Source organism: Mesorhizobium sp. WSM3879 (assembly GCF_002294915.1).
GTDB lineage: Bacteria > Pseudomonadota > Alphaproteobacteria > Rhizobiales > Rhizobiaceae > Mesorhizobium.
The window spans coordinates 241,308-266,881 of sequence record NZ_NSFZ01000005.1 but is presented as its reverse complement, the minus strand read 5'-3'; the positions used below and the strand labels follow the sequence as shown (position 1 = coordinate 266,881).

Genomic DNA, 25,574 nt, shown 5'->3' with positions numbered 1-25,574 from the left:
TACCGCAAGAGGTTTTTGCAGCGCAACAAAAAATGTGCGCCGATTGCTACGCTGCACCAAAAATGTTGCGATGCAGCAAAAGCTGTACTAGCATCCCCTCTTGGGTGGCGGGCCCAAAAGCGGTCGAGTTTCATGCTGCATGTCTTGTACCTTGTGCATGACATATCCGACCCGGCGGTGCGCCGGAGGATAAAAATGCTCAGGGCAGGCGGCGCCGGGATAACCCTGGCGGGCTTCCGTCGCACCTCCAATCCGATCGCCGAGATCGAAGGCATCAAGCCCGTCGACCTCGGACCGACGCGCGATGGCCGATTCGCCCAGCGCATCGGTGCAGTTGCCAAGGCCGCCATGTCGATCGGAGCCAAATTCGCGGGCCTGGCGCGACCCGACCTGATCATCGCGCGCAATCTCGAGATGCTGGCGCTTGCCAGCCGCGCCAGGCGCGCTTTCGGCGCCGGCGTGCCGATCGTCTACGAGTGCCTCGACATCCATCGGCTGGTGTTGCGCAACGACCTGATCGGCAAGACGCTGCGCGGCGCCGAGCGCCATCTGGCCCGCGACGTCAAGCTTCTGGTGACCAGCTCTCCCGCCTTCGTCGCCAATTATTTCAAGCCGTTCGGGCAAATCGCGGCGCCGGTCGAACTGATCGAGAACAAATATTTCGACACCATGCCTGTGCCGGCGGATCATCGCCGCGAGGACGACAGTCCGGCGGCGCCGCCTTGGCGCATCGGCTGGTTCGGCGCGCTGCGCTGCCGGCGCTCGCTGGAACTCCTGGCCGAGTTCACCCGCCGGCAAGACGGACGCTTTGAAGTGGTGCTCAGGGGGCGTCCCGCGCTCTCCGAATTCCCGGATTTTCATGCCTTTGTCGAAGCCGAGCCCTGGCTTTCCTTCCGCGGTCCCTACCGCAATCCGGAGGACATGGCGGCGATCTACCGCGAGGTGCATTTCTCCTGGGCGATCGATTTCTTCGAACAGGGCCAGAATTCCGAATGGCTGCTTCCCAACCGCCTCTACGAAGGCTGCCGCTTCGGCGCCGTGCCGATCTCGATGGCGAGCACCGAAACCGGCCGGTTCCTCAAGCAGCAGGACATCGGTGTGCTTCTGTCCGAGGCCACGTCCGAAGGACTCGACACCGCGCTCGGCCGAATGGGTCAGGAACACTACGGCAAGCTGAAGTCGCGGGTGCTGGCACGCAATCCGCGGACCTGGAGCTACGACCGCAGTGATTGCCTGGCTTTCGTCGACAAGCTGCGCGGCCTGACCGCCGGTCGCGGAAGCTTTGCGACCGAGGCGCTGGCATAGGATGGCTAAGAATGGACAAAACCCGATGACGCGCACGACGGCATCGAGCCTGATCGTCATCCCCTGCCTCAACGAGGCCGCTCATATCGGCGGGCTGCTCCAGCGGTTGCTGCCGGCCGCGGCGCGGCTCGGCGCGCGCATCGTCGTGGCCGACGGCGGCAGCACCGATGGCACACAACGCATCGTCGAAGATCTCGCTGCGGAGGATCCACGCGTCATCCTGATCGCCAATCCGAAGCGCATCCAGAGCGCGGCCATCAACCTTGCGGTGGCGACCTTCGGCGACGACGCCGACTATCTCATCCGCATCGATGCGCATGGCGGATATCCCGCCGATTATTGCGACAGGCTGGTCGAGGAAGCGCATGCCACGGGTGCCGATTCGGTCGTCGTCTCGATGCTGACCAGCGGCACGGGCGCGGTACAGAAAGCCGTGGCGGCGGCGCAGAATTCCAGGCTCGGTACCGGCGGCTCCAAGCACCGCCACATGTCGGCCGGCGAGTGGGTCGATCACGGCCACCATGCGCTGATGCGCATTGCCGCGTTCCGCGCGGTGGGCGGCTATGACGAGAGCTTCAGCCACAACGAGGACGCCGAGCTCGATCACCGCCTCCGTCTGGCCGGCTACCGCATCTGGATGAGCGGCAAGACGCAGATGGTTTATTATCCGCGCTCTACCTTGAAGAGCCTGTTTTTCCAATATCTCGGCTATGGCCGCGGCCGCGCCAGGAACGTGCTCAAGCATCGCATGATGCCCAAGTTGCGGCAAATGATCCCGCTGCTGGTGTTTCCGGTGGTCCTGATGGCGCTCTTGTCTCCGATCTTTGTGCTGGCAGCCGTGCCGTTTCTGGTGTGGGCGGGTGTCTGCCTCGGTTACGGCATCCGGACCGCGATCAGCCAGCGCAATCCCGCCATCGCGTTGGCCGGCGTGTCGGTGATGGTCATGCATCTGGGCTGGTCCATGGGCTTTTGGCTGCAACTTTTCGGCCCGCAGCCGTCGCGTGAGGCGACGTGATGGCTGCGAAGAAGAGCGGCAGCATCGACATCTGCATCTGCACTTTCCGCAGGCCGGAGCTTGCCGACACGCTGCGCTCCATCGCCGCGCTGGAGAACCCCGCCGGTTTCGAGATCGGCATCGTCGTTGCCGACAATGACGACGAGCCGAGCGCGCAGCCGCTGGTGAAGGCGCTGGCGCAGGAACTGAAGCTGCCGATCCGCTATCGCCACGCGCCGGCGCGCAACATCTCGATCGCTCGCAACGCCTGCCTCGATGCCAGCGTCTCGGACCTCGTCGCCTTCATCGACGACGACGAGACGGCTTCGCCGGGCTGGCTCGTCGAACTCCTGGCGACCGCGGAGGCGACCGGCGCGACGGCCGTGCTCGGGCCGGTCCGCGCGACATATCGCCAGGACGCGCCGGACTGGATGCGCAAAGGCGATTTCCACTCGACCTTGCCCGTCTGGGTGCGCGGCGAGATCCGCACCGGCTACACCTGCAACGTCCTGCTCAGGATGACCGAGGAAAGCCTGCGCAACCGGCGCTTCAGCCTGGCGCGTGGCCAGACCGGCGGCGAGGACACCGAATTCTTCGATTCAGTGGTCAAGTCCGGCGGGCGCATCGCCTTTGCCTCCCAGGCCTTCGTCGACGAGGTGGTGCCGAGCTCGAGGGCCGCCTTCGACTGGCTGCGCCGCCGCCGCTTCCGCTTCGGGCAGACGCACGGCCATCTCATCGGGCGCAACACCGGCGGCCTGCGCCGCGTCTGCCAGATCGGTCTCGCCTCGGCGAAGGCGGGCTACTGCTTCGGTATGGCGCTTTTGGCCGCAGTCAGCCCGGTGCGACGGAACCGCAGCATGCTGCGCGGCATTATGCATCTCGGCGTCGTCAGCGGTTTGGTCGGAGTCCGCGAAATCCGCCAGTACGGCATCACTCCGCAGGAAGGGGAAAAGCGTGCAGCCTGACGTCAGCTTCGTCATCGCCGCTTACAACGCCGAGGCAACTCTCGACCGGGCGATCGCCAGCGCGATGGCCCAGCGCGATGTCGCGATCGAAGTCATCGTCGTCGACGACCGGTCGAACGACCGCACGCTCGATGTCGCGCGCGCTTATCCTCAGGACATCGTCAGGGTGGTCGCTCTTCCCGCCAACCGCGGCCCTGGCGGCGCCAGGAATGCCGGGCTCGATCTGGCCCGCGGCCGCTGGGTCGCCGTGCTCGATTCCGACGATGCCCTCCTGCCCGGCAGGCTGGCGGCCATGATCGCGCGGGCCGAGAAGGCGGGTGCCGAGATTGCGGTCGACAATGTCCAGGTCGTGCGCGAGGACGGCACGCCCGAAGACATCATGTTCCCGACCGGGTATCTCGAAGAACTCGGCGAAATCTCGCTGACCGACTATATCGCCGGCAACATCGTTTTCGAGTCGCGCTTCAACCTCGGCTATCTGAAGCCGATCTTCCAGCGCCGTTTCCTGGACGAAAATCAGCTCCGCTACGACGAGAAGCTGCGCATCGGCGAAGACTACATTCTTCTGGCGAGCGCGCTGGCCAAAGGCGGCCGCTGCGTGGTCGAGCCGACCGTCGGCTATGTCTACCATATCCGCACCGGCTCGATCTCGCGCGTGCTCGAGTTGCATCATGTCGAGGCGATGGCCGAGGCCGATGCCGCCTTCGCGGCCGCGCATTTCATGGACGACGGCGCCAAGTCGGCTTTCGCCAGACGCGGCCGCAGCCTGCGCAAGGCGGCCTCGTTCCTGTCATTGGTGCAGCACATCAAGGCGCGTGCGCCGCTGAAGGCGATACGCACGGCGCTCAGCGATCCGGCCGCGGTCCGGCATATGTCGATGCCGATCGCGGTTCGGCTGAGAAGGGTTGCGGCACAGTTTGCCGTGGGCACGGGGAGGTGAAGTATGCAGGCGCATGGAATGCGATTTCATAGCCAGCGATAGGTAAAAAAGCGATATCCTCAGAAGGAATAAGCGATGCAGAAAGTCAGGAAGGCAGTCATACCGGTGGCGGGGCTCGGAACGCGGTTCCTGCCGGCGACCAAGTCGATGCCGAAGGAAATGCTGCCCGTCGTCGACAAGCCTGTCGTGCAATATGCCGTGGACGAGGCCTTCGAGGCCGGCATCGAGCACATCGTCTTCGTCACCGGGCGCAACAAGGCGGTCATCGAAGACTATTTCGACCTGCACCCTGAACTGATCGGGACGCTCGAGCAGACCGGCAAGAAGGCGCAGCTCCAATCGCTGGAAAGCCTGCTGCCGGTGGCCGGCGCCACCTCCTTCATCCGCCAGCAGTCGCCGCACGGTCTCGGCCATGCCGTATGGTGCGCACGCGACGTGATCGGCAACGAGCCCTTCGCGCTGCTGCTCCCCGACATGGTGTCCTTCGGCGCGCCGGGCTGCCTGGCGGAAACCGTCGACCTCTATCAGCGGACCGGCGGCAACGTCATCGCCGTCGAGCGCTGCGATCCTTCGGAAACCAGCAAATACGGCATCGTCGGCCGCGGCGCCGAGGTGGCCTCGGGCTTCGAAGTGACCGCCATGGTCGAGAAGCCGGCCCCCGCCAACGCGCCGTCGAACTTCTACATCAACGGCCGCTATATCCTGCAGCCGGAGATCTTCGCCCTGCTCGGCACCCAGCAACGCGGCGCCGGCAACGAGATCCAACTCACCGACGCCATGGTTCGACTGGCTGAAAGCCAGCCTTTCTTTGCCCAGCCCTTCAACGGCCGCATGTTCGACTGCGGCTCCAAGGAGGGCTTCATCGAGGCCACCATCGCCTTTGCTCTGGCGCGCGACGACATGAAAGGACCTGTCTTCGAAATGCTGCAGCAATTCGTCCGGTCGCACGAGCGCCGGGAAGTAGCCGCATAATGCCCAAATTTTGGGTGCATATGCGAAATCGCGATGGCGCGACAGCCGCGCAAGCTCTTGGCGTTCTTGGCCAGGCGCTCCGTGGCACGAATGTTGCGTGGCCTTTTCTGGTAACGACGACCCTCTTCGAAGGCCGGTAGCGCCTGCAACCTGGAATTGGACCGACGATGAATTATGCCAACTTTCCTCTCGACAAGAGGATGCCATTGCCCAGCACCGAACCGGAAAAGGGTGAAGACTTCATCGACATCGAGCGTCTGCTTGGCATGGCCGCCCGGCAGGCCAAGGTGGTGGCGGTCTGCGCCGTCATCGGTCTGTTCCTGGGTGTGATCTATCTCCAGACGACGCCCAAGCAATACACCTCCCTTGCGAGCGTGCTGATCGACGACGGCCTGAACAAGGTCGTGGACGACATTTCGGCTGTCAGTGCCACGCAGCAGACGGATGCGACGATCCTCAGCCAGATCGAGATCCTCAACTCGGCGCGGCTGGCATCGGAGGTGGTCGACAAGCTGAAGCTGGACCAGAACCAGGAATTCATGAACCCGCCGCAATCGGCTTTGGCCCAGGGAATCGGATTCTTGCGCGGCATCGTCGGCTATTTCCGCAGTGGCGGGGGCAACGAAATCTCCGGGATCGAGAGTGTCGATGCCGCAACGCGCGAAGCCATGATGAAGGCGGCGACCCATGACTACGCGGTTCTCGTGCTGCAAACCGGATTGATGGCGGATCGCAATGGCCGCAGCAATGTTATCAGCATCGGCTATCAGTCGGCCAACCCGGCTCTGGCCACGGCCATCACCAAGGCCTATGCGGACGCCTACCTTGCCGACCAGCTCAACGCCAGCTTCGACGCCACCGAGCGCGCGGCCGTTTGGCTGCAGGGCAGGTTGACCGAACTGCGCGAAAGCTCGCAGGCAGCTGCGCTGGCGGTCGAGAAGTTCAGGGCCGAGCACGGGCTTTCCGCAAACAGCGACGGCCAGTTGCTCAGCGACAAGCAACTCGCCGACCTGAACGCACAGCTCATCGTCGCGCAGGCCGATACAGCCCGCGCCAGCGCCCGCTACCAGCAGTACAAGGCGATCGTCGACAGCGGCTCCGAAAGCGCCTTCAACGATTCCGCGATAGCGGCCGATCAGCCGAGCAGCTCGGTCATCATCGCGCTGAAAACCCGCTATCTCGCGATCGCCAAGCGATTGCAGGACGTCGAGAACAACTTCGGCAAGGATCACCCGCAGGCGGTCGCGCTGGCCAAGGAGAAGGCCGACGTCTCGGCGCAGATCTTCGGACAGCTGAAACAGATCACCGAAAGCTATCGAAACGACTATCAGGTGGCGCAGGCGCGCGAGACCGCGCTTAGGGAGAAGATCGCCACCCAGGCAGGCAAGAGCTCGATCGACAACCAGTCGCAGGTCAGGCTGAAGGAACTCGATCAGCAGGCGCAGGCGCTGACCACGCTCTATCAGACTTTCCTTAGCCGTTACGAGGAAGCGTCGCAGCAGCAGTCATTCCCGGTCGGCAAGGTCCGCATCATCTCCGACGCGTCGATGCCTCTCACCGCCTCGGCTCCGCGCACCTTGCGCGTGCTGGCGCTCTCGCTGGTGCTTGGCCTCATGCTCGGCGCCGGCTGCGGAGGCCTGAACGAATTCAACGAGCGCTTCTTCCGGACAGGCGAGGACATTCGCGACCGTGTCGGCCTGAAATTCCTCGGCTATCTGCCGACGATCGGCGGCGGCAAGGCCAAGGAGTCGAAACCGGACGACTTGCCGGCCGACGGCAAGGTCACCAGCCTGTCGGCCGCCGAGAAACGGGCGCGCATGCGGGTGAGCCTCGATGCGCCGGCCTCGATGTTCGCCGAGACGCTCCGCAATGCCAAGATCGCTTTCGACGTGGTGATGGAAGACAAGGGCAGTCGGGTGATCGGCGTCATCTCCGTCCTGCCCGGCGAAGGCAAGTCGACGGTTGCGGCGAACCTCGCCGGTCTGCTCGCCGCCAACGGCGCCAAGACTTTGCTGATCGATGGCGACCTGCGCAATCCGGGCCTCAGCCGCAGCCTCGGCATGGAGTCGGAGCACGGGCTGATGGAGGCGGTGGTCAATGGACAGACCTGGCAGTCGGTCGGCAAGGTCGACCGCCAGACCAAGCTGGCGATCATCCCGGCCGTGGTGCGCGGCCAGTTCTCGCACACCAGCGAGCTTCTCGGCTCCGCCGGCATGCGGCGTTTCATCGAGAACGCCAAGGAGACGTTCGAATACATCATCGTCGACCTACCGCCGCTCGGCCCGGTGGTCGACGCCAAGGCCTTCGCGCCGTTGGTCGACGGCTTCGTGCTCGTCACCGAGTGGGGCCGCACGCCACGCGCCATGGTGCGCTCGATGCTGGAGTCCGAACCCTACATCGCCGAAAAGATCACCGGCGCGGTGCTCAACAAGGTCGAGCTGAAGAAGCTGGCGAAATACGGCTCTCTCGGCGGTTCGGAAAAGTTCTTCGACCGCTATTCGAGTTACTACCTCGAGAAGTCGGAATCGCGCGCCAAGCAGGCCGCCTAAAGCAGTTTATCCGACGAAAAGCCGCGGCGGTTATTCTCCGGTCGACAGCAGCCGCCCATATTTGCCGACGATCCTGAGGGCGGTCAGCCGGCCGCTCTGGAAGGCGCCGGTGTCGATGCCGAGCCGCCGCCCGTCGAGCGTCGGAACGTCCACGATCGTATGTCCGTGCACGACCCAGCGATCGAGGCGGTGAGCCGCCGCCAGGAACTCGGATCGTATGTTGAGCAGGTCGGCCTCGTCCTGCGCTTCGAGCGCGATGCCGGGCCGGATGCCGGCATGGACGAAAAGGAACCGCTCCGAACAGATCATCACCGGCAGCGTGCGCATGAAGGCGACGTGGGTGGCCGGAATGGCCTCGCGGATACGCTCGTCTACCTCTTCGCTCGATCCGTAGAGATCGGCCAGGCGGTCGGGATCGATACCGTAGGAGAACAGCGTTTCCCGTCCGCCGACGCGGAGCCACGGCTCCAGTGACAGATGGCCGTCGAGATAGGCGAGCATCGCCACTTCGTGGTTCCCGGCAAGGCACACGCGCATGAAACCTTCTGGCGGCGGTGCCATCAAATGCTCGACCACGCGCCGCGAATTGGGCCCGCGGTCGACATAGTCGCCGAGCATGATGATGATCTTGCGGCCGCGGAACTGCAGCGCGTCGAGCTCGATCTTCCCCTCCAGCGTGCGCAGCTCGTCGTAGCAGCCATGCACGTCGCCGATCGCGTAGACCACCGTGTCGCGCATATCCATCATCAGCCGTTCGCGCGGCAAGGGCCGGGGTCGTCTCGATCGTTGGAACAGGCTCACGGATTGAGGCTCGGTACTCAAACTAGGGTCATGCCACGGAGCGTGGACCAGCCTCGATATCATGTCGAATGCAAACATTTCCACACCGGGCTGCTCGATGCACATCGCCAAAAAGGCGCAGCGGTCTTGGCAAAACGACGTGCATCAATACCCCGAAAAGCGTCGCCTGACTCCGTCTCAGCGCGATGCGCTTTAGGCTGCTTTGAGCCGATAGCGGAAAAGCGTGCGGTCGAGCAGCATGCGGACGCGCGGCTCGGCCTCGGCCGCCACCAGCCAGCTTGCCGCGACCATGGCGGTGCCGACGATCGGGATCGAAACCAGATATGGCACGCCGGCGCGGATCAGGACGCCGAGCAGCGCCGCGCCGACGACATCGTGGATGAGGTAGAGGGGATAGGTCATCAGCCCGATCCGGCGCCAGCCGCGCCAGGAAAGGTTGAGGCGCAGCGACCAAGCCATCAGCGCCACCGCGGCCAGGAAGATGATGATCGGCGGCGCACAGGGCATCGCCGCTTCCACCTTGATGCTGTGCACGTCGACCGAGCTTACGATCTGCAGCGCTCCGCCGGCGAGAAACAGCGCCGAGAAGCAGAGTCGTGCCGCTGTCACCGCCTTGAAGCGCATCAGCCAGATGAGCACGCCGACCGCGAAGAACGCGCCGTGATGCACCAGGGTGAGCTGCAGCCAGCGCGCCTCCGCGAGATCGGTCCAGGCGAAGGCGAAATAGAGACACCAGAACAGCGTGCTGACCAGGCCGATGATGACGGCGACAGCTTCCATCAGGTCGAATCGGCCGAACCGCAGCAGGGTCCAGACGATGGCGTAGAAGGCGATCTCGATGCCGAGCGTCCAGTAGACACTGTCGACCCATGGCTCGAACGGCACGAACAGCGCCGTGCGGGCAAGTCGCACCACGGCATCGGTCGGCCAGGAAAGACCGACCATCAGCAGCACGATCGCGGAGATGGGCGCGCAGACCCAGACCGCCGGCGCCAGCCGTCTGACACGGGCTTCGAAGAACTTCAGCGGCGTCGAATTCTCGGCGCTGAATGCGATGACGAAGCCGCTGATGACGAAGAACACCTGAACGCCGACCCAGCCGGAGCCGACAAACGCCATTTCGGGATGGGCAGGGATGCCGCCGGTCGAGCGCGCCGACACGCCGTCGGGAAACGCCCATACCCAGAAGCCGTAGTGATAGAACATCACCATGACGGCGGCGAGGAAACGCAAAATGTCGACGCCGCCGAATGTGGTCTTGTGCTGAGCCATGCCGTGCCTTCGGAACGGCCCCCCGGGCAGACTTCTAGGGGGTGCTGCTGCATTGCACAACAGTCGATTGCAGCGCAGGATGAATTCGCTAGGCTGCCTCGCGCTGCGATCCCGCGAGACGGCTAGATTCCGATGCCGCGCCCCTTGAGCGCCGCCGTGATCTCGTCGAGGATCGCGGGATCGTCGATGGTCGCCGGCATCGTCCATTCCTCCTTGTCGGCGATCTTCTGCATCGTGCCGCGCAGGATCTTGCCGGAGCGCGTCTTCGGCAGCCGCTTGATCGTCACCACCGTCTTGAAGGCTGCGACCGGTCCGATCCGCTCGCGCACCAGGCCCACCACCTCGCTTTCGATGGCGCCGGTGTCGCGCGCCACACCGGCGTTGAGCACGACGAAGCCGAGCGGCACCTGGCCTTTCATCGCGTCGGCGACGCCGATCACGGCGCATTCGGCGACGTCCGGATGCGCGGCCAGCACCTCCTCCATCGCGCCCGTCGAGAGGCGGTGCCCGGCGACGTTGATGATGTCGTCGGTGCGGGCCATGACGTAGAGATAGCCGTCCTCGTCCATCATGCCGGCGTCGGCCGTCTTGTAGAAACCGGGGAACTCCTCGAGATAGGCTTGGCGGAAGCGGGCGTCGGCGTTCCAGAGCGTCGGCAGGCAGCCTGCCGGCAGCGGCAGCTTGACCACGACATTGCCGAGCGTGCCGCGCGGCACCTCGTGGCCGGCATCGTCGAGAATGCGAATATCGTAGCCCGGCATCGGCACGCCCGGCGAGCCGTATTTCACCGGCAAAAGCCCGAGCCCGGCCGGGTTGATGGTCATTGGCGAGCCGGTCTCGGTCTGCCACCAATGGTCGATCACCGGACGGTTGAGCTTCTGCTCCGCCCATTTGATGGTCTCGGGGTCGGCGCGCTCGCCGGCGAGGAACAGCGTGCGGAATTTCGACAGATCGTATTTCGGCACGAACTCGCCGCGCGGATCCTGCCCCTTGATGGCGCGGAAGGCGGTCGGCGCCGTGAACAGCGCCACCACGCCATGCTCAGAGATCACCCGCCAGTAGGTGCCGGCGTCCGGCGTGCCGATCGGCTTGCCTTCGAAGAGCACGCTGGTGCAGCCATGCAGAAGCGGCCCATAGACGATGTAGGAATGGCCGACCACCCAGCCGACGTCCGAGGCCGCCCAGAACACCTCGCCGGGGTTGACGCCGAACTCGTTGTCCATCGTCCATTTCAGCGCGACCATGTGACCGCCATTGTCGCGCACGATGCCCTTCGGCTGGCCGGTCGTGCCGGAGGTGTAGATGATGTAGAGCGGGTCGGTGGCCAAGACCGGAACGCAGTCGACATTGGCGCCGGCGGCGCGCTCGCGGGCGACCGCATCGGCATAGTCGATGTCGTAATTGTCCTTCATCTCACAGTGCAATTGCTCGCGCTGCAGGATCAGGCAGGCATCGGGCTTGTGCTTCGACATCTCGATCGCCTTGTCGAGCAGCGGCTTGTAGGCGACGACGCGTCCCGGCTCCAGGCCGCAGGAGGCGGTGATGATCAGCTTCGGCCTGGCGTCGTCGATGCGGGTCGCGAGCTCATGCGAGGCGAAGCCGCCGAACACCACCGAATGCACGGCGCCGATGCGGGCCGAGGCGAGCATGGCGATCGCCGCTTCCGCCACCATCGGCATATAGATGATCACGCGATCGCCCTTGCCGATGTCACGGTTCTTGAGGACAGAGGCGAGCGCGACCACCTCGCGCTTCAGTTCGGCATAGGTGAATTTCCGGATCGTGCCGGTGATCGCGCTGTCATGGATCAGCGCCAGCTGGCCGGCGCGCCCCCCCGCCACGTGGCGGTCGATGGCATTGAAGCAGGTGTTGCAGGTGGCGCCGGTGAACCAGCGGCCATAGACGCCCGCCGCCGGATCGAAGACTTTTTCGGCTGGCGAATACCAGTCGATCGCTTTGGCCGCTTCGGCCCAGAACGCTATGGGGTCGCGTTTCCAGCCCTCATAGACTTCGTGGTAGCGTGAGGCCATCGACTTTTCCTCCCCAGGAACATTCCGTCGTATGGCAATAGCCTAAGCCGCTTTGGCCGGCCATGTCTCCCCGCATTTTGGTCGACGCTGCCGGCAAACGGATCCAGCCGCGCCCGGATCGGAGCGCGCTATGACGTCAGCAAGTGAATTCGGCTTAGAGCGGCAGTGCTGCCAGCATCAGCCCGACACCGCCGGCTATTAGAATGGCGGCCGCCAATGCCTTCCGATGGCGTTCGAATGCCGTCGGAGCGCGATCCCAGTTGTAACGCATACTGTCCACTCCCCAAAAAGCCGGCAGACTCTTAGCTTACTTATGGGAAAGATGGCAACCCTGGCGCGAACGGCGGCTTGATAGTGGTTCCAGCCCACCATCATTCTCGCGCGAGTTGGATAGTGTTTCCGGGGAAGTTTTGACGAAAAGAACTTACGAAAAACCGGTTCCGGTCAGGCGCGGGAAGCTGTCGAGCATCGTTGCGGGCCCGAGTGGCCCGATAGGCCCGGCCGTCTGACACGCAGCGTTGCCCGCTTGGCAATGGACAGCGACGGCATGCCGCGCTAATTGCAGTTCGGCATAGGGAGCGGGCGTATGGCTGAAATCGCCTTTGAAACGGTTCTGCGGATGGCGGACGACGCCTCCGTGCAGCATGTCGGCGACGGCGCCGTGGTGCTTCTGGCGCGCAGCGGCCAGCTTTACACCTGCAACGCCACCACCGAAGCGTTCCTCGACAAGGTCGACGGCGCCCGCAGCCTCGACCACATCGTCGATCTGCTGTCGGAAGAATTCGAGGTCGACAAGGCGACGCTCGGCGACGACATGACGGCGCTGGCCGCCGAGCTGGTGGCCGAAGGCATCCTTGCCGACCCGGGCGCGTGATGGCCGGCGGACCGTTCCTGCGCGCCCTGTTCCGCACTCATCTGTGGCTCAGCGCCCGGCTGATACCGGTACTGGTCGCCCGGCGCGATTTCGAAAGCGTGCTGAAATTGGCGCCGCTGCAATTGCCCACACCCTATCGTGGCCTGCCATGCAGCTACGTCGTCAGCCGCGTCAACCGCACGGTTCGGCACCCCTGGGTGATGCGTGATCGCAGATGCCTGAGGGAAGGGCTGCTCGGTTTCCGCTTCCTGCGGATGGCGGGCTTCGACCCCGACCTCCATTTCGGTGTCGATGCCAAATCGATGCATGAGCCGCGCCTGTCGGCGCATTGCTGGGTTTGCCTCGACGGCAAGCCGGTGGTCAGCGACAGCCTTCCCGACATGGTTGAAATCTATCGCCACCCCGGCGGCAGCGTGAAGGCGCGCGCCGCTTGACCGGCGCCGCAGCCACCGTTTGCTATGACCTCAACGGCCAGGTCATCGGCATATCGGCAGAGCGCGCCGAGCTCTGGCCGAGCTTCGATCTGATGCTCGGCACATTGCGCGTCAATGAAGCGGTCGAACCCGGCTTTCACATCGATATCCTCGAAACGTCGGCGCTGCCCGAAAACCCGGAGGGGAAGCTCGCCTTCGACGGCGAAGTGCCGCTGGACGGCCATTGCCGCATCATCGACGCCGGCGACGTCGTCCATCTGGTCTTTCCCGGCCTCCAGACGGCCTCGATCCGTGCCGACGAGGGCTCGGCCGAAATCCGCGTTCATCCCGACAGCAAGGTCAAATGGACGCTGCTGATGATGGTGCTGGATGCCGCGCTCGATTCCGGCGGGCAGTACATGCTCCATACCGCCGGTCTGACGCTGCCCGATAGTGGGACGCTCGTGCTGATCCATGCGCCAAGCGGCACTGGCAAGTCGACGACTTCAATGGCGCTGGCATCGCAGGGCTTCGGCCTATGCTCGGACGATGTGATGATCCTCGGCGCAACATCTGAAGGCACCCTGGCCTGGGGCATGCCGCGTAAGGTGAAAATTCATCGCAACACCGCGGCGATGCTGCCCTTCCTCTCGCCCTGCCTTGGCGACAGATGGGACGCCGAGGGCGAGCAGGCCGTCTCGCTGGAGCGTCTCGCCGAGATCATTCGCATCGAGGACGTCCGTCCCAGGCCGGTCTCGGCGCTGCTGCATCTGGCGCGCTCGACCGACGGCCACACCCGGCTCACGCCCTTGGCCAGGACCGATGCGATGGTCGCGCTTGCCACCGACAATGTCAGGACCGGCCTGACCGGCCTGTTGCCGATGCAGAAACGGCGGATGGCGTCGATCGCGGCACTGGTCAGGGCCGTCCCCACTTTCACCCTGGAAGTCGGCTCGAGCCCGGCCGATGCAGCGGGGCTGATCCGCGGCGCGGTGGAGAAGTAGATCTCCAAACGGGCTTTCAGGCCGGATAGGGCCTTGGCCGGGCAAGCCGCTGGACCCATCGGAAGGCGTCGCGGCTAAGGCGCGAGCGCATCTTGTCCCGCGAATTGACTCTGAGCAGCACGTTGCCGGTGATCAGCCATTTGGCGAGCCGTATCGACAGATCGGGCTTGATGCGGTTGGCAAGGGCGATCGCGCGCGGCTCGTCGAACAGCCGCCCTGTCACGTTGAGCACGGTCGCCAGCTCGAGCTCGATGCCGGTCATACGCGCGGCTTCGAGAAGGCGCGCTTCGGCTTCCGGCGATTGCAGCGCGCGCACACCTTGCAGCACGTCGATACAGAGCTGCAGCCGGTGAAATTTGTGGCCTCCGGCGGCATGAACGATGGCGATGGTGAGCAGCGACGCCGGCGTGTCGGCCCCGCCGCCGTCAATGATCTGCAACTCGCGGAAGCCGAGCGACAGGCGCCGCCGCATGCCCGTGTCATGCACCAGATTGCCATGCAGCTCGATCAGCAGACTGGAGTTCTCCTTCTCCAGCCACTTGAACTCCTGCAACTCATGCGATTCGGCCTCGCCACTGGCAAGCTTGAAGCCGCATTCGGCGATCACGTTGTTGGCCTCGCCGATGCTGGCCGGATCGACAAGGATGTCGATGTCGGTGAACGGCCGATCGGCAGCATGGCGATAAAGCTTGCCCGCGAACACCGGGCCTTTGACGATGCGAGCCGCAACGCCTTTCGCGGCCAAGGCCTTCATAATGCGGTCGCCGTGATATTGCAGCAGCATCGACTGGCCGGTCGCCAGTGTAGCCTGATCGCGAAGCCCGGAGAGTTGTTGCCGCAGGGCGGCATCGTTCGGCAGATCGGCCTCGCCGATTTCCCGAAGCTTGCGCAGCATGATCGGCAGCACGCCGTGGAACTCGGCATTGGCGAGCAGCGCAATGAGGCTGCTTGCCGAGAGGGCCCCGCCCCGCTCGGACGGCGCCTCCGGATCGGCAAATTCGAGCAGCAGTTTTTCTTCGGCAGGTGAAAGCGGGAGCAGCATCAACCGGGCAATATCGCGAACAACAGGCGACCATGGTCGCAGAAAAGCCCGCGCGACGCTACATCCCCCAGCGCAGCGCCGCCGTGTGCACCGGAGCGTCCCAAAGCGCCGTCGTCTCATCCTCGAGCATCGTCAGCGTGATCGAGCAGCCTGCCATGTCGAGCGAGGTGACATAGGAGCCGACCAGCGAGCGGGTCACCGTCACGCCTCTCTTCTCGAAGATTTTTCGCGCGGTGTTGTACATCAAATAAAGCTCCATCGACGGCGTGCCGCCGAAGCCGTTGACGAAAAGCAGCGCCGGTCCCCTGGCGCGGTCACCAAGATCGCCGAGGATTGCCGTGCAGATCTCCTCGGCGATGGCGTCGGCACTCTTCAGCTCATCGCGCCGCCGGCCGGGCTCGCCATGGATGCCGACGCCGAATTCCATCTCGTTGTCGCCAATGTCGAAGGTCGGCCTGCCCGCAGCCGGCACCGTGCAACTGGTCAGCGCCACGCCCATCGAGCGCGCCGAGGCGTTGACGCGGTCGCCCAGCGCCTTGAGGTCGGGCAGTGCCATGCCTTGCTCGGCCGCGGCGCCGACGATCTTCTCCACCACCAGCGTGCCGGCCACGCCGCGCCGACCGGTGGTGTAGGACGAATTCTCGACCGCGACGTCGTCATTGGTCACCACCTGCAGAACGCCGTCCGACATTTCGGCGGCCATGTCGAAATTCATCACGTCGCCTTCATAGTTCTTGACGATGAACAGGCAGCCGGCGCCGGTGTCGACGGCTTGCGCGGCCGCGAGCATCTGGTCGGGCGTCGGCGAGGTGAAGACCTGGCCGGGGCAGGCGGCGTCGAGCATGCCGTGGCCAACCAGCCCGCCATGCAGCGGCTCGTGGCCGGAGCCGCCACCCGAGATCAGCGCCACCTTGCCCGGTTTCAGCGTCTTGCGGCGAACGAATTTGTGCTCGTCGCCGAACGCGAGGATGTCGGAATGCGCGGCGACGAAGCCATCAAGGCTTTCGGTGAGGACCGTGTCCACCGAATTCAGAAACTTCTTCATGGCAGTCCTCCCGAATAGGTCCTCGCTCAGCCGCTGCCCCTGCCGGCGATGCTGGTGATCTTCTGGATGAATTCGTTGATCGCTCGGTCGAGCGCTGCGTTCTGCTTGTCGTCGCCGAAATCCGGCACGATGAGCGAGACGTGGCGCGTCTTGCGCTGACCCGAAGCCGCCGGCAGCTTGCCCGGATGCGCCTGGTGATAGGCGGCCAGGAACTGGTCGCGCTCGGCCGGGCTGAAATGGCAGACGGAAAAGATAGCCGGCAAATGCTTCGACGGGATGGGGATCGAATAGGCCGGGCTGGAGATTTGCGTGACGAAACTGCGATGCTTGCCGAGCGCATCGGCAAGTCGCTGGCGCATGCCGGAAGGCCGCTGGTCGATGACTTGCGACAGGATGGTCTTATACGCGCGGATCGCGTCTTCCGCGCCGGCTTCTTGTATTTTGGCAGGCTTGGCCATGCTGTGCTTACACCGGAACGTCCGCTATGGCCGCCTTGGCCATGGCGAGTTGCGCCGGAGCCACCGATAGGTCGCGCAGGCCAGCCTCAATCAGCGCCGGAATGGCGGCCGGATCGCCGCCGGCATCGCCGCAGAGGCTGACCGGAATTCCTTTCTCGCGCCCGAAGGCCGCGACCGAAGTGATCAGCCGCATCACAGCCGGATGGCGGACAGCGTTGAGATGTGCAACGGCGGCGTTGTCACGCGCGGCTGCCATCACATATTGCGTCAGGTCGTTGGAGCCGATCGAGAAGAAGGCAACGTCGGCAAAAGCCTCCGGCGCGATGGCCACCGAAGGGACCTCGACCATGATGCCCAGCGGCGGCAGCTTGTGCGCAACACCGCGCGACGCGAGAGCGGCCTCCTCCTCCGCAAACAACGCGGCGGCCTGCCTGTGCTCTTCGGCCCTGGCGATCATCGGAAACATCACCTTCAGATTGCCGTGGGCGGCGGCGCGCAGCAATGCCCGGATTTGCACCCGGAAGATGTCGCTCCGCGCCAGCGACAGCCTGATACCGCGCAGGCCGAGAAACGGGTTGGTCTCCTCGACGGTGAAGTCGGGGATCAGTTTGTCGCCGCCGGCATCGATGGTGCGGATGGTCACCGGTTTTTCTCCGGCCCATTCCAGCACCTTGCGGTAGGCTTGGTACTGTGTCTCCTCGTCCGGCAGGGCCTTGCCGAACAGGAATTCGGTGCGCATGAGCCCGACGCCATCACAGGTCGCAATGTCGATGCCGTCGACATCGGAAGGGTAGGCAATGTTTACCTGCACCCGCACCGACGTGCCGGCCTTGGTCGCCGCCGGCTGGGCGAGAAAAGTCTGCGCCTGGCCTTGTCGCGCCGCGAAGGAGGAGGATGATTGCCGGAACGCCTCGATCTCCTTCGGCGAGGGCGAGAGCACGATGCCGCCATGCTCGGCGTCGAGCAGCGCGTTTCCGGTGGGCTCGTCCGCAAAGGCACCAAGCCCCACCACCATCGGCACGCCGCGCGAGCGTGCCAGCATGGCGACATGGCTGGCGGTGCTGCCGGCCCCGAGCGCAATGCCGCCGCCTCTGCTCCAGTCGGTTTCGAGGAAACGCGTCGGCGCGATATCGCTGCCATAGAGGATGGACCCCGGGGGTGCTGCGGTCTCGCTATCCTCGCTCAGCGCTCGCAGCACCTGGTCGCGGATGTCGCGCAAGTCCGCGGCGCGTGCCCGGAAATAGTCCTGGTCGGACGCCTCATAGCCGGCGATCTCGGCATCCAGTGCTTGCCGCCAGGCAGCGTCGGCCGGCTCTCCGGAGCCGAGCGCCGCGAAGGCGGGCGCGCTCAGCGCGACGTCCTCCAGCATGGCGATGTGGAATTCGAGGATGCCGGGGGCATCGCCATCGGCCGTCTCGACAAGCGAGGTCAGCCGGCTCACCGCCTTGCCGATGGCCGCCTTCAGCGCTGCTTTCTCCTCCGCCTCGCTCGCCTTGGCCACATAAGCAGCCGGTGGACGGTCGAGGTTGAACAGCGTCCCTTCGGCGTAGCCGGGAGAGGCAGGGATGCCCTCAATCCGCATGGCCCGCATTCCTTGCGGATTGAGAGGGCGGCAGACCCGGCTCAAGCGGAGCGGGCATGATCCGCATCCTCGTCGAAATCGCGCTGCACCAGGCCGACCAGCGCTTCGACCGCGTTGCTTGCGCCGTCGCCTCGCGCCCTTATGTGCAGCACGGTTCCTTTCGGCGCCTTGGCCGCCATGACCTTGACGATGCTCTTGGCATCGAACCAGGGGCCGTTGGCGGCGACTGCCACCTCCACCTCGGCCGCGAACGACTTGGCGAGCTTGGTGAACTTCACCGAAGGGCGCGCGTGCAGGCCCACCTCGTGGGTGATCAGAACCGTGGCTTCGGCGGATGCGGACATTCAGTCGATTCCCGTTCACTCACGACGGCGACAATTCATGCGCCGTCGCCACCACTTCCTTGAGCGAGGCACCCCCGGAAGATTCCGTCGCCGCCATCACCGCGCCCTCGACGATCGGCGCGTTGCAGACGACTATTCTGCGGGAGCGCGGCTCGCCGATCATTTCCACCGCCATCTCGCTGTTGGTCTCGGCGCCGCCGAGATCGACCAGGATGGCGACGCCCGCTTCCGACCAGGCCTTTTCGATCGCGCCCATGATCGCCTCGACGCTGGTGCCCAGCCCGCCATGGCCGTTTCCACCGCACCATGCAAGCGGCACTTCGTCGCCCACCATCTGGCGCACCATGTCGGCCGTGCCTTCGGCGACCAGCGGCGAATGCGAGACGATGACGATACCGACATTGCTCATCAAGAACCCTCGATCGCTTCAGCGACTGCGCGCACCAAGAGCGCGGTCGAGCGCGCCCCGGCGTCCATATGCCCGATCGAGCGCTCCCCCAGGAAAGAGGCGCGCCCACGCGAGGCCTTCATCGGCACGGTGGCCTCGGCCGCCCTGTCGGCAGCGTCTGCGATTGCGCCAGCCGTCTTGCCCTGCGCCAGTGCCTCATACACCGGCTGCAGCACGTCGAGCATCGTTTTTTGCCCCGGCTGCGATTTGCCGCGCGCCGAAACCGCCTCGATCGCCTTGCCCAGCGCCGCTGTCAGCGCGGCGCGGTCGGGCGTGCCGGACAGGTCCTTGCCAAGCGCCATGAACAGCGTGCCGAACAAGGGGCCGGAGGCTCCGCCGACGGTCATCACCAACTTGGTGCCGATCGCCTTAAGCGCGTCCGGCAGCGGTTTTGCCGCGATTGCGGCCTTTTCGGCGCGGACCGCCTCGAAGCCGCGCTTCATGTTCAGCCCATGGTCGCCGTCGCCGATCGCCTGGTCGAGCGCGGTCAGCTCGTCGGCATGCGCCGCGATCGTATCCGCAGTCGCCGCGATCAATTGTGAGAAATCGGGTGCGGCCATCGCCTGTCCTTCACGCCGGGACGAACATGGCCACCATGGCCGCGAACGCCTCGGCAACTGCAAACGCGCCCGGGTCCGCTATGTCAAGCTGGCGGCCGATATAGGCCGAGCGACCGGCCTTCGCCTTCTGCATCGCCGCCGTCGCCTGCGCGCCGTTCCGCGCGGCCGAAGCAGCCGCCTCCAGCCCGTTCGTGTCGAGCGCCTTCAGAGCCGGCTCCAGGGCGTCGACCATTGTGCGGTCGCCGAGCTTCGCGCCGCCGTAGAAGGTCATGCGGTCAAGGCCGGCGAGCAGCGCCTTGCTGAGCGGCGCGCCGCCGTTGAGCGACTGTGCGGCAGCCGTGAAGAAGATCGACAAAAGCACGCCGCTGGAACCGCCCATAGAAGTTCCCAATGTATCGCCGATTGTGGCGAGAGTTGCGGCCTTGTCCGCAAGCGGCAGCGTGTCGACGCGGTCGAGCACGCTGCGTGCGCCGGTCGCCACCGTCGATCCGGTGTCGCCGTCGCCGGCTTTGGCGTCGAGGCCATTCAGAGCCTCCTCGAGCGAGATCAGCTTCTCGCAGACCGCAGCAATCAGCCGCTCGGCGCCGGCGTCACGGCTGGCCGCCTTGGCGATGTCGCGACCTGCCGGCTGGGCTGTGGCCACCACGACCGGCGGGCGAACCGGCCTGGCCGGCAGCCAGGCATGCGGGCCGACCGGCGCCAGCAGCGCCGCCTCGCGCTCCGCCTCGAGCCTGATCAGCGACAGCGAAAACCCGTTCATGTTGAGCGCGGTCATCAGATGTCCGGGACCGATCGTCAGCGTCACCGCCTTTGCCAGCGGTGAGGTCAGCACGGCATTGGCGATCAACGACATTTCGAGCGGCGGAACGGATCCGAGATTGTTGATCAGGAGCGCATAGCGGCTGCCGGCATCGAGCCGGGCCGCGAGGCGCTCGGCCATGATGGACACGAGCGCACTGGCGCTCTGCAGGGTTATGCGCTCCACGCCCGGCTCGCCATGGATGCCGAGGCCGAGCTCGCCATCGCCGGCGCCGAAGCGGTCCTCGTGGGTCTGGCCCGGGATCGAGCAGGAGGAGAGCGAGATGCCGAGCGAAACAATATCCTTCGCCGCCGCCCGCGCTGCCGCCGCGACCGAGGCCAGGTCATGGCCGGATTCGGCAAGATGTCCGGCGATCTTGTGCACGAACAGCGTGCCGGCGACGCCGCGCGGCTGCGCGATTTCGGGCAGCGCGATGTCGTCGCCGACAATCACCATGTCGACCGCGAAGCCCTCGGCGCGGGCCTTTTCTGCGGCGAGGCCGAAATTGAGGCGGTCGCCGGTGTAGTTCTTGACGATCAGCAGGCAGCCGGCCGGCCCGGTCGTCGCGCGGATCGCCGCCAGCACCGCCTCGACGCTCGGCGAAGCAAAGATCTCGCCGGAGACAGCCGCCGTCAGCATGCCGGCGCCGACGAAGCCCGCATGCGACGGCTCGTGCCCCGCGCCGCCGCCCGAAACGACGCTGACCTTCGCCTTGTCCCAGTCGGCGCGCAACACCACCTTGATCTCCGGATAGCCGTCGAGCCGCGCCAGCGCCCCGGAGCCGGCAGTGGCCAGATAACCGTCCAGCGCTTCGGTAACGATCGAGTCCTTGCGGTTGAAAAAGTGCTTCATGGATTTCGTCCAGTCCGTATCTGCGGGTCGTCAAAAAGTGCGGATGCGCCGGCTACATCAATCTTTGCCCGTCCGACCCAAAATAAAGCGGCGAGCGATAGCGGATCGTCACTCTGTCCCCCTTTGCGAGCGACGTGTCGGGATCCGTCAGCGTTACCAGCTTCTTGACGCCCACCGTGACATGCAGATGGTTCTGGTCGCCGAGATGCTCGACCCAGTCGACCACGCCGTCGGCATGGCCGTTCGCCGCCTTCTCGATCACGAGATGTTCGGTGCGCGCGCCGATTGTCGTCGTACCGGTGGGCGCGCCGCCGTCGGGCAGCAGCCCTGCCGGCAGAAGGTTGATCGCCGGCTGGCCGAGGCGGGCCGCGACATGAAGGTTTGCCGGCTCAGAATAGATCGCGCGCGGCGTGCCGATCTGCACCAGCACGCCCTCGGAAAGGATGCCGATGCGGTCGGCCATGGTCATCGCCTCGATCTGGTCATGCGTGACATAGAGCATGGTGGCGCCGAGCTCGGACTGGATGCGCTTCAGCTCGAGCCTGAGATCGGCGCGCAGCTTGGCGTCGAGCGAGGACAGCGGCTCGTCCATCAGATAGATCGAGGGCTTTCGCACCAGCGCGCGGCCGATGGCGACGCGTTGCATCTCGCCGCCCGAAAGCCTGGTCGAGCGGTTGTTGAGCTTGTGGTCGATGCGCACCATCCGCGCCACTTCCTCGACGCGGCGGCGGATTGCTTCCTCCGGAAAACGCCGCGCCGGCGAGCGCAGCGGGAAGGCGAGGTTGTCGAAGACCGAAAGATGCGGGTAGAGCGAATATTGCTGGAAGACGAAGGCCGTGTCGCGCTCGGCCGGCGACAGCCCCGTCGCATCGTGGCCGCCGATCTGGATCGTGCCGCTGTCCGGCCGCTCGAGCCCTGCGATCAGCCTGAGCGTCGTCGTCTTGCCGGCGCCGGTCGGGCCGAGCAGCACGACGAACTCGCCGTCCTTGATCTGCAGGTCGAGATCGCTGACCGCGACTGTCTCGCCGAAGCTCTTGGTCACACCCTGAATCTGCACGTCAGCCATGGCGCGCCTCCACTGCCTGATCGTACATGGCGGTTTTCACCGCGCGTCCAGTGCCTTTCTCGAACAGCGACAGCCGCGCGCTGCTCAATGCCAGCCCTACCTGTTCGCCCGTATTTAGATGGATTCCGGCCGGCACCCGGGCCTTGATGATGCCGTCAGCCGTCTCCACCGCGACGATCTGCGTGGTGCCGAGATATTCGGTGCCGTAGATCGCGCCGCGCAGCTTCGAAGCATCATCGAAGCGGATGTGCTCGGGGCGGATGCCAAGCGCCATGTCGGCCGGCGCAATATCCTCGCGCACTTCCGGGACCGTCACCCTGGCGCCCTGCACGACGATCTCCTTCGCACCCTTCGCGAGCCCACCGCCGAAGCGCAAGAAGTTCATCGGCGGCGAGCCGATGAAATCGGCGACGAACATCGTGGCCGGCCGGTCGTAAATCTCGCGCGGGCTGCCGAACTGCTCGATGACGCCGTGGTTCATCACCGCTATCTTGTCGGCCATGGACATCGCTTCCATCTGGTCGTGCGTGACATAGACGGTGGTGGCGTGGATGCGGTTGTGCAGCTCGCGCAGCTCATGCACCATCAAATCGCGGAACTCGGTGTCGAGGGTTCCAAGCGGCTCATCCATCAGGAAACATTTCGGTCGCCTGACGATGGCGCGGCCGAGCGCGACGCGTTGGCGGTCGCCGCCGGCAAGACCGGAGACCGACTTGTCGAGCAGGTGGTCGATGCGCAGCAGCTTCGCGGTCTCCTCGACGCGCGTGCGGATCTCGGCCGACGCCATGCCTTGCGCCAAGAGCGGGAAGCCGATGTTCTTGCGCACATTCATATGCGGATAGAGCGCGAAGAGCTGGAAGACGAAGGCGATGTCACGCTCGCGCGCCCGGCGCATGGTGACGTCCTCGCCGCCGAGCAGGATCTTGCCGCCGGTGGGCAGTTCGAGACCGGCGATCATGCGGAGCGTCGTCGTCTTGCCGCAGCCCGACGGCCCGAGCATGACGAAGAACTCGCCATCCTCGACGACGAAATTGGAATCCTGCACGGCGACGAACTCGCCGAAGGCCTTCCTCAGGTTCTGAACACGGATCTCGGCCATTTTTATTCCGGGAATTTCGAGACGACGATGAACATGGCGGTGCCGGCGAGCATGGTGACGAAGGAATAGCTGTAGAGCGACAGCGCGAAAGGCTGGAACAGCATCAAAAAGCCGATGGCGATGATCGCGGTGGCGATGTTTTCCATCAGGCCGCGTCTTGCCCAGACGGGCCAACGCGATTTGCGTTTTGCAGGCTGGATCGTGCTCATTTGCGCACCGCGCCGAAGGTAATGCCGCGCAGCAATTGCTTGCGGAGCAGGATGGTGAAGACCAGGATCGGCACCAGGAATATCGTCGTGCCGGCGGCGACTGCCGGCCAGTCCTGGCCGCCTTCGCCGATGATGGTCGGGATGAAGGGCGGCGCGGTCTGCGCCGTGCCGGAGGTCAGAAGCGCGGCGAAGGCATATTCGTTCCAGGCAAAGATCAGGCAGAAGATGGCGGTCGCGGCAATGCCGGTAGTCGCCTGCGGCAGCACCGTGCGCCAGAAGGCCTGCAGCCGCGTATAGCCGTCGATCATCGCCGCTTCTTCGTATTCGCGCGGGATCTCGTCGATGAAGCCCTTGAGCAGCCAGACCGCCAGCGAGACATTGACCGCGGTGTAGAGCAGGATCATGCCGAGCGCGGTGTCGGAGAGGCCGAGCTCGCGGTACATCAGGTAGATCGGGATCGCGACGGCGATCGGCGGCATCATGCGCGTCGACAGGATGAAGAACAGGAGGTCGTCTGCCAAAGGCACCTTGAAGCGCGAGAAGCCGTAGGCCGAGAGCGTGCCGAGGAACACCGCGCAGAAGGTCGAGCCGAAGGCGATGATCAGCGAGTTGACGAAGCGCGGCAGGAAGTTGGACGGGCCGGCGATCACCATGTTGCGCTTGCGCACCGTCTCGTCGCAGAAGCCGGTCGCCGGTCCGAGCGCGTTGATATATTCCGGCGTCTGCCTGGTGCGCGTCGTGAACAGGTTGCAGTAGCCTTCGATGCTCGGCTGGAAGACGATCTTCGGCGGATAGGCAATCGAATCCGGCGGCGTCTTGAAGCTGGTGGCGAAGATCCACAAGAGCGGCACGATCGAGATCAGCGCGTAGCCGACGACGAGCACGCCGGCGATCCGCTTCGAGTTCGTCGAAGGTGCGACGACGGAATGGGCGGCGGTCAGGCTCATCTCTGCTTCACCTTGTTGAGTGCCTTGACGTAGATGTTGGCAAGGCCGAACACCGCGACGAACAGGACGATGGCGAAAGCCGAGGAATAGCCGGTGCGCCAGCTTTCGAAGGCCTGCCGCTTCAGCGTTATCGAGGCGACCTCGGTGGTCGAGCCCGGTCCGCCGCCGGTGAGCAGGTTGACCATGTCGAACATCTTGAAGTTCTCGATGCCGCGGAACAGCACGGCCAGCATGATGAAGGGCAGCGCCATCGGCAGGGTGATCGACCAGAACTGCCGCCAGTTGGAGGCGCGGTCGACCTCGGCCGCTTCATAAATGTATTCTGGGATGGAGCGCAGACCCGCGAGGCAGATCAGCATCACGTAAGGTGTCCACATCCATGTGTCGACGATGATGATCGCCCATGGCGCCAGCTCGACATTGGACAGCATCTGGACATTCGTCGGCGGGATGCCGGTGAGGAATGAGATGGCGTAGGCGAACAGCCCGATCTGCGGTTCGTAGAGGAAGCGCCAGAAATTGCCGACCACCGCCGGGGACAGCATCATCGGCACCAGGATGATCGTGGTCCAGAAGGCGTGGCCGCGGAATTTCCGGTCGATCAGCCAGGCGAGCGTGAAGCCGAGCACCGTCTGCAGCAGGATGGTCCAGAAGACGAAATGCGCCGTCGTCTGCATGGCGATCCAGATATCCTGGTCGCCGAGGATGCGCCTGTAGTTGGAAAGCCCGAGATTCTTGACCACTTCGTTCGGGCGGTTGGCGCGGTAATTGGTGAAGGAGAGGTAGATCGCCCAGAACAGCGGGAAGATGTTGATGGCTAAAAGCAGAAGGATCGTCGGCGAAATGAACAGCCAGGCGAGGCCCTTGTCGCTGATGCCCCGGATCTTCCTGGCCAACGGCTCGGGTGTGGCCCGCGCAGCGTTGTCCGCAGTCCGATTGAGCATGGTTAGTCCTGCATCGGTCACTGGTCAGCCTCGGCGATGAAATTTATCTGAACTGCGTCC

At 64.8% G+C, this 25,574-nt stretch carries 25 protein-coding genes; 9 read left to right on the top strand and 16 right to left on the bottom strand.

Annotation, left to right across the window (positions count from 1 at the left end; all coding sequences use genetic code 11):
• Positions 1–132 precede the first annotated feature (132 nt).
• The 6 genes from CK218_RS14225 (at position 133) to CK218_RS14200 (ending at position 7,725) form a co-directional block, all read left to right on the top strand.
• A complete protein-coding gene (locus CK218_RS14225) occupies positions 133–1,305 on the top strand; it encodes a glycosyl transferase family 1 (RefSeq protein ID WP_095828120.1) in 1,173 nt (390 codons plus the stop codon).
• 25 nt (positions 1,306–1,330) lie between these two features.
• Entirely contained in the window at positions 1,331–2,320 is a 990-nt protein-coding gene (locus tag CK218_RS14220) for a glycosyltransferase family 2 protein (protein ID WP_095828215.1), read from the top strand.
• The gene (locus CK218_RS14215) at positions 2,320–3,264 is read left to right on the top strand and encodes a glycosyltransferase (protein WP_095828119.1); all 945 of its coding nucleotides are present in this window, start codon (positions 2,320–2,322) and stop codon (positions 3,262–3,264) included. Before CK218_RS14220 ends, CK218_RS14215 begins: the two co-directional genes overlap by 1 nt.
• Positions 3,254–4,204: a glycosyltransferase family 2 protein gene (locus CK218_RS14210; RefSeq protein WP_095828118.1), complete on the top strand. Its 951-nt coding sequence runs from the start codon at positions 3,254–3,256 to the stop codon at positions 4,202–4,204. The genes CK218_RS14215 and CK218_RS14210 overlap by 11 nt, the downstream gene beginning before the upstream one ends.
• A 75-nt stretch (positions 4,205–4,279) precedes the next feature.
• Positions 4,280–5,176: a UTP--glucose-1-phosphate uridylyltransferase GalU gene (gene galU, locus CK218_RS14205; RefSeq protein WP_067003460.1), complete on the top strand. Its 897-nt coding sequence runs from the start codon at positions 4,280–4,282 to the stop codon at positions 5,174–5,176.
• A 167-nt stretch (positions 5,177–5,343) separates the two neighbouring features.
• On the top strand, positions 5,344–7,725 hold the full coding sequence (locus CK218_RS14200) for a polysaccharide biosynthesis tyrosine autokinase (RefSeq protein WP_095828117.1): 2,382 nt from the start codon (positions 5,344–5,346) through the stop codon (positions 7,723–7,725).
• Between the two features lie 30 nt (positions 7,726–7,755).
• Here CK218_RS14200 and CK218_RS14195 read toward each other — a convergent pair whose 3' ends face one another.
• The 3 genes from CK218_RS14195 to CK218_RS14185 form a co-directional block, all read right to left on the bottom strand.
• A complete protein-coding gene (locus tag CK218_RS14195) occupies positions 7,756–8,472 on the bottom strand; it encodes a metallophosphoesterase family protein (protein WP_245435030.1) in 717 nt (238 codons plus the stop codon).
• Between the two features lie 246 nt (positions 8,473–8,718).
• Positions 8,719–9,798, bottom strand: coding sequence for an acyltransferase (locus tag CK218_RS14190; RefSeq protein WP_095828115.1), 1,080 nt, complete (start codon positions 9,796–9,798; stop codon positions 8,719–8,721).
• Positions 9,799–9,920: 122 nt separating this feature from the next.
• Entirely contained in the window at positions 9,921–11,828 is a 1,908-nt protein-coding gene (locus CK218_RS14185) for a propionyl-CoA synthetase (RefSeq protein ID WP_095828114.1), read from the bottom strand.
• Positions 11,829–12,414: 586 nt separating this feature from the next.
• Here CK218_RS14185 and CK218_RS14180 point away from each other — a divergent pair.
• Genes CK218_RS14180 through CK218_RS14170 form a run of 3 tightly spaced genes read left to right on the top strand, consistent with a single transcriptional unit; the run spans position 12,415 to position 14,119 of the window.
• Positions 12,415–12,702 (top strand): PqqD family protein, encoded by a 288-nt coding sequence (locus CK218_RS14180; RefSeq protein ID WP_095828113.1) that lies wholly within the window; start codon positions 12,415–12,417, stop codon positions 12,700–12,702.
• On the top strand, positions 12,702–13,136 hold the full coding sequence (locus CK218_RS14175) for a lasso peptide biosynthesis B2 protein (RefSeq protein WP_095828112.1): 435 nt from the start codon (positions 12,702–12,704) through the stop codon (positions 13,134–13,136). Before CK218_RS14180 ends, CK218_RS14175 begins: the two co-directional genes overlap by 1 nt.
• Positions 13,133–14,119 carry a serine kinase gene (locus tag CK218_RS14170; RefSeq protein WP_095828111.1) on the top strand — a complete coding sequence of 329 codons (987 nt, stop codon included), beginning with the start codon at positions 13,133–13,135 and terminating at the stop codon, positions 14,117–14,119. The genes CK218_RS14175 and CK218_RS14170 overlap by 4 nt, the downstream gene beginning before the upstream one ends.
• Positions 14,120–14,135: 16 nt before the next feature.
• Here CK218_RS14170 and CK218_RS14165 read toward each other — a convergent pair whose 3' ends face one another.
• The 13 genes from CK218_RS14165 to CK218_RS14105 are packed head-to-tail and all read right to left on the bottom strand — an operon-like array spanning position 14,136 to position 25,514.
• A complete protein-coding gene (locus CK218_RS14165; protein ID WP_095828110.1) occupies positions 14,136–15,161 on the bottom strand; it encodes a nucleotidyltransferase family protein in 1,026 nt (341 codons plus the stop codon).
• A gap of 58 nt (positions 15,162–15,219) precedes the next feature.
• Complete coding sequence (dhaK, locus tag CK218_RS14160) at positions 15,220–16,206, bottom strand: dihydroxyacetone kinase subunit DhaK (RefSeq protein ID WP_095828109.1); 987 nt, start codon at positions 16,204–16,206, stop codon at positions 15,220–15,222.
• Between the two features lie 26 nt (positions 16,207–16,232).
• Positions 16,233–16,664 carry a hypothetical protein gene (locus CK218_RS14155; protein ID WP_095782290.1) on the bottom strand — a complete coding sequence of 144 codons (432 nt, stop codon included), beginning with the start codon at positions 16,662–16,664 and terminating at the stop codon, positions 16,233–16,235.
• Between the two features lie 7 nt (positions 16,665–16,671).
• Positions 16,672–18,246, bottom strand: coding sequence for a phosphoenolpyruvate--protein phosphotransferase (gene ptsP / locus CK218_RS14150; RefSeq protein WP_179294505.1), 1,575 nt, complete (start codon positions 18,244–18,246; stop codon positions 16,672–16,674).
• A gap of 41 nt (positions 18,247–18,287) precedes the next feature.
• Positions 18,288–18,590 carry an HPr family phosphocarrier protein gene (locus CK218_RS14145; RefSeq protein ID WP_067003487.1) on the bottom strand — a complete coding sequence of 101 codons (303 nt, stop codon included), beginning with the start codon at positions 18,588–18,590 and terminating at the stop codon, positions 18,288–18,290.
• 19 nt (positions 18,591–18,609) lie between these two features.
• Positions 18,610–18,999 carry a dihydroxyacetone kinase phosphoryl donor subunit DhaM gene (gene dhaM / locus CK218_RS14140; RefSeq protein ID WP_067003489.1) on the bottom strand — a complete coding sequence of 130 codons (390 nt, stop codon included), beginning with the start codon at positions 18,997–18,999 and terminating at the stop codon, positions 18,610–18,612.
• Positions 18,999–19,598 carry a dihydroxyacetone kinase subunit DhaL gene (gene dhaL / locus CK218_RS14135; protein ID WP_095828107.1) on the bottom strand — a complete coding sequence of 200 codons (600 nt, stop codon included), beginning with the start codon at positions 19,596–19,598 and terminating at the stop codon, positions 18,999–19,001. Before dhaL ends, dhaM begins: the two co-directional genes overlap by 1 nt.
• A 10-nt stretch (positions 19,599–19,608) precedes the next feature.
• Positions 19,609–21,249, bottom strand: coding sequence for a dihydroxyacetone kinase subunit DhaK (locus tag CK218_RS14130; protein WP_095828106.1), 1,641 nt, complete (start codon positions 21,247–21,249; stop codon positions 19,609–19,611).
• Positions 21,250–21,301: 52 nt separating this feature from the next.
• Positions 21,302–22,315: an ABC transporter ATP-binding protein gene (locus CK218_RS14125; RefSeq protein WP_095828105.1), complete on the bottom strand. Its 1,014-nt coding sequence runs from the start codon at positions 22,313–22,315 to the stop codon at positions 21,302–21,304.
• Positions 22,308–23,414, bottom strand: coding sequence for an ABC transporter ATP-binding protein (locus CK218_RS14120; RefSeq protein WP_095828104.1), 1,107 nt, complete (start codon positions 23,412–23,414; stop codon positions 22,308–22,310). The genes CK218_RS14125 and CK218_RS14120 overlap by 8 nt, the downstream gene beginning before the upstream one ends.
• 2 nt (positions 23,415–23,416) lie before the next feature.
• The gene (locus CK218_RS14115; protein ID WP_095777044.1) at positions 23,417–23,623 is read right to left on the bottom strand and encodes a hypothetical protein; all 207 of its coding nucleotides are present in this window, start codon (positions 23,621–23,623) and stop codon (positions 23,417–23,419) included.
• A complete protein-coding gene (locus tag CK218_RS14110) occupies positions 23,620–24,570 on the bottom strand; it encodes a carbohydrate ABC transporter permease (protein WP_067003501.1) in 951 nt (316 codons plus the stop codon). The genes CK218_RS14115 and CK218_RS14110 overlap by 4 nt, the downstream gene beginning before the upstream one ends.
• Complete coding sequence (locus tag CK218_RS14105; RefSeq protein ID WP_095828103.1) at positions 24,567–25,514, bottom strand: sugar ABC transporter permease; 948 nt, start codon at positions 25,512–25,514, stop codon at positions 24,567–24,569. The genes CK218_RS14110 and CK218_RS14105 overlap by 4 nt, the downstream gene beginning before the upstream one ends.
• Positions 25,515–25,574: the final 60 nt, after the last annotated feature.